We start from the raw sequence: 4,920 nt of genomic DNA, 5'->3' as shown, positions 1-4,920 counted from the left end.
GCGCTGGTCTCGTGGGCTCGGAGATGTGTATAGAGACAGGGCCCGCCCCGCGCTGGTTCCTCCCGGTCCGCCGGGGCCCGGGCGGCGGCCGTGATCGCCGGAGGGGCCGGCCCTGCCGCGTCGCGGCAATCACCGGCCCCTCCCGCGCCCGGAATTCTCACCCGGTACGGATCACAGGCCGTACCGCTCCCGCGCCTCCTTGACCGCCGAGGCCGGCACCTCGCCGCGGCGGGTGAGCTGCGCGAGCGCGGCCACCACGATCGACTGGGCGTCGACGCCGAAGTGGCGGCGGGCCGCCTCGCGGGTGTCCGAGAGCCCGAAACCGTCCGTACCGAGCGAGGAGTAGTCCTGCTCGACCCACTGGCTGATCTGGTCGGGGACCTGGCGCATCCAGTCGCTCACCGCGAGGACCGGGCCGGGGGCGCCCTCCAGCGCCTGCGTGACGTACGGCGTGCGCACCTCGCCGCGCAGCAGCGCCTCGTCGCACTCCAGCGCCTCCCGGCGCAGCTCGCCCCACGAGGTGGCGGACCACACGTCGGCCGCGACGCCCCAGTCGGCGGCGAGGAGTTCCTGCGCCTCCAGGGCCCAGTGGATCGCCGTACCCGAGCCGAGGAGCTGGACGCGCGGGGTCTCCGCGGTGGCGTTCGCCGCCTCCTTGAAGCGGTAGAGGCCCTTGAGGATGCCCTCCTCGACGCCTTCCGGCATCGCGGGCTGCGGCTTCGGCTCGTTGTAGACCGTCAGGTAGTAGAAGACGTTCTCGGCCTCGGGGCCGTACATCCGGCGCAGGCCGTCCTTGACGATGACGGCGATCTCGTACGCGAACGCCGGGTCGTAGTTGAGCGACGCCGGGTTCGTGGACGCGATCAGGTGCGAGTGGCCGTCCGCGTGCTGGAGGCCCTCGCCCGTCAGGGTCGTACGGCCGGCGGTCGCGCCGACGATGAAACCCTTGCCGAGCTGGTCGGCGAGCTGCCACATCTGGTCGGCGGTGCGCTGCCAGCCGAACATCGAGTAGAAGATGTAGAACGGGATCATCGGCTCGCCGTGCGTCGCGTACGACGTGGCGGCGGCGATGAAGTCGGCCATCGCGCCGGCCTCGGTGATGCCCTCGTTGAGGATCTGGCCGTTCTTGGCTTCCTTGTAGTACATGAGCTGGTCGCGGTCGACCGGCTCGTACGTCTGGCCCAGCGGCGAGTAGATGCCGGCCGACGGGAACAGCGACTCCATGCCGAACGTGCGCGCCTCGTCGGGGACGATCGGCACCCAGCGCTTGCCGGTCTCCTTGTCCCGCATCAGCTCCTTGGCCAGCCGGACGAAGGCCATGGTGGTGGCCATCTCCTGCTTGCCCGAGCCCTTGAGGAGGGCGCTGAAGGACCGGTCGGCGGGCTCGGGCAGGGCCACCGGGTGCACCCGGCGGGCCGGGGCGGGGCCGCCGAGGGCGGCGCGGCGCTCCTGGAGGTAGCGCACCTCGGGGGAGTCGGCGCCGGGGTGCCCGTACGGCACGAGGTCCTCGTCCAGCTTCGCGTCCGGGATCGGCAGCTCCAGCAGGTCCCGCATCGCGCGGAACTCCTTGCCGGAGAGCTTCTTCATCTGGTGGTTGGCGTTCTTCGACTCGAAGCCGGGGCCGAGCGTGTACCCCTTCACGGTCTGCGCCAGGATGACCGTCGGCGCGCCCTTGAACTCCACGGCCGCCTTGTACGCCGCGTACACCTTGCGGGCCTCGTGGCCGCCGCGCGAGGTGTGGAAGCATTCGGCGATCTTGGCGTCGGTGAGCAGCCTGCCCAGCTCGGCCAGCGCCGGCTCGGCGCCGAAGAAGTGCTCGCGGATGTACGCCACGTCGCGGGTCGCGTACGTCTGGAACTGCGCGTCCGGCACCGCGCGCAGCCGGCGTACCAGCGCGCCCTGCGTGTCCAGCTGGAACAGCTCGTCCCAGGCGGAGCCCCACAGTGTCTTGACGACGTTCCAGCCGGCGCCCCGGAACTGAGCCTCCAGCTCCTGCACGACCCGGAAGTTGGCGCGGACCGGGCCGTCGAGGCGCTGGAGGTTGCAGTTGATGACGAAGGTCAGGTTGTCGAGCTGCTCGCGGGCCGCGAGGGTGATCGCGGTGGTCGACTCGGGCTCGTCCATCTCGCCGTCGCCGAGGAACGCCCAGACGTGCGAGTTCGAGGTGTCCTTGATGTCGCGGTTGTGCAGGTAGCGATTGAAACGCGCCTGGTAGATCGCGGACAGCGGGCCGAGGCCCATGGACACGGTCGGGAACTCCCAGAGCCAGGGCAGCCGGCGCGGGTGCGGGTACGACGGCAGGCCGTCGCCGCCGGACTCCTGGCGGAAGCGGTCCAGCTGGTCCTCGCTGAGGCGGCCGTCGAGGAAGGCGCGGGCGTAGATGCCGGGGGAGGCGTGGCCCTGGATGTAGAGCTGGTCGCCCGAGCCGTCGCCCTCCTTGCCGCGGAAGAAGTGGTTGAAGCCGGTCTCGTACAGCCAGGCGGCCGAGGCGAAGGTGGCGATGTGGCCGCCGACGCCGAAGCGGGAGCCGCGGGTGACCATGGCGGCCGCGTTCCAGCGGTTCCAGGCGGTGATCCGGGCTTCCATCGCCTCGTCGCCGTCGAAGGCGGGCTCGGCGGCGGTCGGGATGGTGTTGACGTAGTCCGTCTCCAGCAGCTTCGGCAGCGCGATGCCGGCGCCTTCGGCGTGCTGGAGCGTGCGGCGCATCAGGTAGGCGGCCCGCTGGGGGCCGGCGGCCTTGGTGACGGCGTCGAGGGAGGCCGCCCATTCGGCGGTCTCCTCGGTGTCACGGTCCGGGAGCTGGTCGAGCTCGCTCGGAGAGATGCCTACGGGGTCGGTCATGATGGCCGCCTTCCGGACAGGAGGGGGGTGGAGAAAAGGGGGGCCTTGTCTGGCAGGACAGGGCGGTGGGTCGGTGGACCCGCCGTCGACTGTAAGTCCCTGATCGATGATCGATCAAAGCTTGGGGCCGAAAAACTTCTCCGTACAACGAAATTGGCATTCCGTGCCGCGAAAGAGGGCACGCGGTGCCGTGGCGTTTGCGGCATTTCGGGCGTCGGTGGGATGGTGCGGCGCGCGTGCGGGGCCCTTACGCGCGCGGGGCGCAGCCCAGGACGTGTTCCTTGACCAGGGTGCCGATCGCGGGGTCGCGGCGCCGGAACGCCTGCACCAGGGCGTCGTGCTCCTCGGCGTACGACTTCTGGACCGTGCCGAGCCAGCGGATGGACAGGGCGGTGAAGACCTCGATGCCCAGGCCCTCCCAGGTGTGCAGCAGGACGCTGTTGTGCGCCGCCCGCACCAGCTCCCGGTGGAAGCCGACGGTGTGGCGCACCTGCGCCGTCCCGTCCGCCGTGCGGTCCGCCTCGTACAGCGCCGCCACGTGCGGCTCCAGCGCCGAGCAGTCCTCCGCCAGGGCGGACGCCGCGAGCTCGGCCGCGATCTGCTCCAGGCCGGCCCGTACCGGATAACTCTCCTCCAGGTCGGCCGCCGTCAGATTCCGCACCCGTACGCCCTTGTTCGGCGCCGACTCGATCAGGCGCAGGGACTCCAGCTCGCGCAGGGCCTCCCGTACGGGCGTCTGGCTGACCTCCAGCTCGGTCGCGATCCGGCGCTCCACGATCCGCTCACCCGGCTTCCAGCGCCCGCTGACGATCCCCTCCACGATGTGCTCGCGGATCTGCTCGCGCAGCGAGTGGACGACGGGCGGGGTCATGAAGCGCTCCTTCAAGCCGTGTGCGGTCTCTAGACCATACGGCGGCGCCCCCGTCCGGATGACTCCGGACGGGGGCGCACACGCTGGTGAGACGAGCGTTACAGGCCGAGCTCGACCTCGAACTCGCCGGCCTCCAGGATCGCCTTGACGGCCGTCAGGTAACGGGCCGCGTCGGCGCCGTCCACCAGGCGGTGGTCGTAGGAGAGAGCCAGGTAGGTCATGTCGCGGATCGCGATGGTCTCGCCGAGGTCCGGGTGGTTGATGACCACCGGGCGCTTGACGGTGGCGCCGATGCCCAGGATGGCGACCTGGTTCGGCGGCACGATGACCGTGTCGAACAGCGCACCGCGCGAACCGGTGTTGCTGATCGTGAAGGTCGCGCCGGACATCTCGTCCGGGCTGATCTTGCCGGAGCGGGCCTTGCCGGCCAGCTCGGCGGTCTTCTTGGAGATGCCGGCGAGGTTGAGGTCGCCCGCACCCTTGATGACCGGGGTCATCAGACCCTTCTCGGCGTCCACCGCGATACCGATGTTCTCGGTGTCGAAGTAGGTGATCGTGCCCTCGTCCTCGTTGATCCGGGCGTTGACGACCGGGTAGGCCTTCAGCGCCTGGGCCGCCGCCTTGACGAAGAACGGCATCGGGGACAGCTTGACGCCCTCGCGGGCGGCGAACGCGTCCTTCGCCTTGTTGCGCAGCTTCATCAGCTTGGTGATGTCGACCTCGACGACCGAGGTCAGCTGGGCCTGCGTGTGCAGGGCCTTCATCATGTTGTCGCCGATGACCTTGCGCATGCGCGTCATCTTGACTGTCTGACCGCGCAGCGGGGACACCTCGAGGGACGGAGCCTTCGAAGCGGCCGCGGCCGCAGGGGCGGCGGCCGGAGCCGGGGCAGCGGCGGCGGCCTTGGCGGCCTCCGCAGCGGCCACGACGTCCTGCTTGCGGATGCGGCCACCGACGCCGGTGCCCTTGACCGAGCCCAGGTCGACGCTGTTCTCGGCGGCGAGCTTGCGGACCAGCGGCGTCACGTACGCACCGTCCGCGTCGCCCGCGGAGGGGGCGGCGGGAGCGGCCGGAGCGGCGGCGGCCGGAGCCGGAGCCGCGGGAGCCGGCGCGGCGGCGGGAGCCGGCTGGGCCGGAGCCGGAGCCTGGACGGCGGCCTCGGCCGGAGCCGGGGACGGAGCCGGAGCGGCGGGGGCCGGCTCCGGCTC

At 71.2% G+C, this 4,920-nt stretch carries 3 protein-coding genes; all 3 read right to left on the bottom strand.

Annotation, left to right across the window (positions count from 1 at the left end; all coding sequences use genetic code 11):
- Positions 1-171: 171 nt before the first annotated feature.
- Positions 172-2,841, bottom strand: a complete 2,670-nt coding sequence (gene aceE, locus E2E34_RS31360; RefSeq protein WP_138905241.1) for a pyruvate dehydrogenase (acetyl-transferring), homodimeric type — start codon at positions 2,839-2,841, stop codon at positions 172-174.
- Between the two features lie 247 nt (positions 2,842-3,088).
- Positions 3,089-3,712, bottom strand: coding sequence for a GntR family transcriptional regulator (locus E2E34_RS31355; RefSeq protein ID WP_138905240.1), 624 nt, complete (start codon positions 3,710-3,712; stop codon positions 3,089-3,091).
- A 98-nt stretch (positions 3,713-3,810) separates the two neighbouring features.
- Positions 3,811-4,920, bottom strand: a 1,110-nt coding sequence (gene sucB / locus E2E34_RS31350) for a 2-oxoglutarate dehydrogenase, E2 component, dihydrolipoamide succinyltransferase (protein WP_138905239.1), incomplete at its 5' end; no start/stop codon positions are given.

It is taken from the genome of Streptomyces albidochromogenes (genome assembly GCF_005981925.1).
Classification (GTDB): domain Bacteria; phylum Actinomycetota; class Actinomycetes; order Streptomycetales; family Streptomycetaceae; genus Streptomyces; species Streptomyces albidochromogenes.
Note: the sequence above shows the minus strand (reverse complement) of the source record. Positions and strands in the feature narration are given on the sequence as shown.